This is a genomic window from Desulfomarina sp., assembly GCF_054039375.1.
Genome location: NZ_JBPLBA010000270.1, coordinates 1 through 3625, shown reverse-complemented (window position 1 = coordinate 3625; position 3625 = coordinate 1). Strand labels below are relative to the sequence as shown.

General features: G+C 43.4%; 4 protein-coding genes and 1 tRNA gene. 1 reads left to right on the top strand and 4 read right to left on the bottom strand.

The annotated features are described in order from the left end of the window. The first annotated feature begins 142 nt into the window (after positions 1-142). A tRNA-Asp gene (locus ACXLDX_RS14730) sits at positions 143-219 on the top strand. Between the two features lie 51 nt (positions 220-270). On the opposite strand, the gene ACXLDX_RS14725 is transcribed toward ACXLDX_RS14730, so the two are convergent. The 4 genes from ACXLDX_RS14725 to ACXLDX_RS14710 all read right to left on the bottom strand — a co-directional run bounded on the left by ACXLDX_RS14725 (position 271) and on the right by ACXLDX_RS14710 (position 3334). Further along, complete coding sequence (locus ACXLDX_RS14725) at positions 271-567, bottom strand: EscU/YscU/HrcU family type III secretion system export apparatus switch protein (protein ID WP_457577945.1); 297 nt, start codon at positions 565-567, stop codon at positions 271-273. 6 nt (positions 568-573) lie between these two features. After that, positions 574-1626 (bottom strand): TP0910 N-terminal domain-containing protein, encoded by a 1053-nt coding sequence (locus tag ACXLDX_RS14720; protein WP_457577944.1) that lies wholly within the window; start codon positions 1624-1626, stop codon positions 574-576. 283 nt (positions 1627-1909) lie between these two features. After that, positions 1910-2596, bottom strand: coding sequence for a PilZ domain-containing protein (locus ACXLDX_RS14715; RefSeq protein WP_457577943.1), 687 nt, complete (start codon positions 2594-2596; stop codon positions 1910-1912). A gap of 48 nt (positions 2597-2644) precedes the next feature. Further along, positions 2645-3334 carry a PilZ domain-containing protein gene (locus ACXLDX_RS14710; protein ID WP_457577942.1) on the bottom strand — a complete coding sequence of 230 codons (690 nt, stop codon included), beginning with the start codon at positions 3332-3334 and terminating at the stop codon, positions 2645-2647. Between the last annotated feature and the right edge of the window lie 291 nt (positions 3335-3625).

The window sequence follows — 3625 nt, the reverse complement described above, 5'->3', positions numbered from 1 at the left end:
TTTTGTCCGCATAGGTAGGCTATAGCGAACAAAAGAGCCTGCAAAAATCTGCGGCACCTGTGAGCAATTACAGTTCAGAGGTAATAAAATCATATAATTGTTACCCTGGTGAGTAGTTACGGTTTTTCATGATATAAATGCTGGAGCGGTAGTTCAGTTGGTTAGAATGCCGGCCTGTCACGCCGGAGGTCGCGGGTTCGAGTCCCGTCCGCTCCGCCAGCACCTTTAAATGAGGTTACAGATGGATCTGTAACCTCATTTTTATGCTTTTTATTTCCGGGAGTTCTCCAGTTTTTTCTTGAATTTTTCATTTATCTGATAGACAAACGCCAGAACCTCGGCCACCGTCTGATATAATTCCACTGGAATTTCATCGCCGACCGGAACTTTTGAGAGAAGTTCCACCAGGTTTGGATCTTCCTGGATATGAATTCCGGCTTCCCTGGCAGTTTCAATTATTTTTTCAGCTATTCTGCCCTTGCCACTGGCGACAACTTTTGGCGTCTGGCTGTCAGTCCCATCGTAGCTGATTGCAACAGCCTTGTTCTGTTTTCTGTTGCTGTTCATCCTGTATCATGCCTTTGTGTTTACCATGGACTTGTCCTCGGAAACAACCCGTTGCAATAAATCAGCTATGGGGTCGGGAGCATCCTGGGAAAAAGAAATATTAATTTGTGGAAAACCTGAAAGGCTTTCTTTCAATTGCTCACCGAACTGTTCTACAAACCTGTTTTTTTCGTCTGAATCTGTACGAAAACGCAAATAGAGAGTCTTTTTTAGCTGTAGAAAATCGATCTGTATATTCCCCAGATCAGACATGGTGAGGTAGAGTGAGAACCTGTCGTATTTTTTATTTTCCGGATCATTGCCTCCTCCCTTGTTTTTTTCTTCGTATTCTACAACGAGATAACCCTTTTCGATAAATGGAAGAGGAAGTGGAAGAATGAATTGGCGATCTTGATTGTTATAAAGTTGGGCCAGCTGAAAAAGTTCAATGGTATTGAGAATTTTTCCGGTATTTTCAGCCAGACTTTCACTGTTGCGGAAGGTATTTGCTATTTCCAGCAATGCCGCCTTGAGATTTTCAGCGGCAGCGGGACCTTTCCGGTCTGCAAGCATATGTTCTAGTGACAACCCGAGTTTGTCGATGAACTGTTTGAGAACAGTTCCGCTGTCATTATGGTCTATTGTTTTTTGCTGTTGCAATGTGGAGAAGAGGTTAAGAATATTCCTGGTTGGGGTTGACAGGGTGGCAATATCTGCGGATGGCTGTTCACTCAGCGCGCTGAAAAGACTGGAAAGGTCAATGTTTTTTTCAAGCAATGTAAGTGATCGACCAAAAAAGAGATCCTGTGGTTGCGTTACAATTTTTAATTCAATCTGAGGTGTTGACCGGACAACCTGGAGGCGCAGGGATTGGCCGGCAGCCAGCGGGGCTTTTGTGGTTGCTGTTAACTGTTTACCTGCGATGTCCAGGAGGAAAAGATCTTCTCCCTGTGCTTCCAGGACCAGTGCAGTGAAGATTTTACCTGGTACCGGTCGATAGTCTCCCTGGCTCTGCCTGCCTGTCTGAGACGCAGCAGAGCTGACTCTGGAAATTGATGTGAGGGATGAGATTGCAGTCATGGATATTTATCGACAGGAATTGAATCAAACATTAGACCGGAGCAAGGAACTTGGTCGTATGGATAGCAACTATTTGATTTTATTACCTTTGAACTGTAATTTCTCATAAGACACCCCAGCTTTTCATGGTCTCTTTCGTCGGCATAGGTAGGCTATAGCGAACAAAAGAGCCTGGGAAAATCTGCGGTACCTGTGAAGAATTACAGTTCAGGGGCTATAAAATCATATAGTTGTGGCCCCTGTGAACAGTTGCTATGCGAGGGACGCCGTAAACCGGTCACATTTAACCGGCTGTCTGGATATTTTCACGTAACTGTCTTCTCTGTTCGGCGAAACAGTTTCTGGCTATGTCGTCAACAGTCTTCTGGCTGATTTCGTCAAAGTGAAATGCGGTAAGCCAGCGATTCTTTCTCATTCTCTGTTTTCTGACGATATGGCCGATGCAGTAAACTGTTTTGGCAGGTTCAGTGAGATCTATCTCAATAAATAAAGAATTATTGACTGTACATTCTTTAGAAAGAATAGCCAGCACCCCGGATTGAGAAATATCAACAACTTCACCGGTAATTTCCCATTCGGGCAGTTTGCTGTCGGGGGTGTCCGGCTGAAAACTGACGGTAATGCTGGTTTTCAGATTGACTCTGAAATACTCACGCAGGTCTTCAGGGTTTATTGATTTTTGCGCGGTCAGTTCAAAAATTTTATCGTTTTTTCTCTCAACAACAGACGTTGAAAAGGAGACGGTTTCCCCCTCTTTATTTTTGCTGACAAATGCACATGATTTTGTGAAATCCAGATCGGGGGGAAGAGAATCCACCTCTTTGAGTACAATGAAAAAATGAGGTGCTTCAGACTCTTTAAAAATACATTTATGAGAGGTGCGTTTTCCGGCAGAGTCTGTAAGTGTAAGGGTGGCGGGCTCTGCATCGGCAATTGACTGCACCAGTCGTTTAATATCTTTTTCAGACATTGTTTTCAGTCTAAGATTTGGTATGGAATGGGCTGTAGCTTTTTTTGTCTAAGAATCTTTTACCTGTACCTTCAGGCGAAGCTGCTGTCTTTGAATGACCAGGCAGCAACCGATAATCTTGTCCCGGTCTTCCGAAGAAATATCAATAAAATTATAGGCTACCTCAAAAAGACCGTCTTTGAGTTTGTGGGCACGAACCTGCTGGGCCAGAACGGTTATTGTTTCTGGTTCTGCTGTTGGAATTGTGATTTCCAGGCGAATTTGCTGGTCAGGAGGTGGAAGCTCCGAAAAGACAGCAAGAATACCACTTCCACTGATATCAATGGTTTTTCCTTCAACAGCCCACGGTTCATTGTTATTGTTGAAGAATTCCGTGTGAAAAGATTTACTGATGATTTTTGTTGTGGCGTCTACTCTGAAGAAATCCCGCATCTGCTCATGGCTTATGGATTTTCTCACTATCATGTTCAGGGTCTGTTCATTGGGGATATCTTTTATCATTGCTTCCAGGGAGAGGGTTGGTCCTCCCATGTCTATAGTGATGATACAGGGCTGGTCCCGGGAAATTTTTTCAACCGGCAGGGTTCCCGGTTTGAAGAGCAGTGAAAACCGGGGAGGGTCGCTTCTCTGATAAATACATTGAACTCTGTATCGTTCCGGGCCGCTTGTCAGGGGAAGGAAGATTCGTACAGGTTTGTTGTCTGGAATTGTATTGAGAGAATCTGTATCAACGCTCATAATAAAAGTTTTCGGAAAAAGAAAAGTGTTTGATGAAACAAACCGGTTAAAGAAATGACTACCCGCGAAAAGAATCGTCAAATCAGCAAAATATCTGAGAGTCGTAGTATTTTAACATTAATACTGTCCAGTATCAATAACACAAGCCATGCTGTTGGAAAAAACAGAGTGCGTTTATTGTAGCTTTTCAGGATTTTCAACTATTTGTTTTTTGATTACCCATGAAACTCAGCCAAATTGTGGATGTGCCTGTTTTATCAGGCTAGCCTACGGTCAAAAATCACTGGAAAT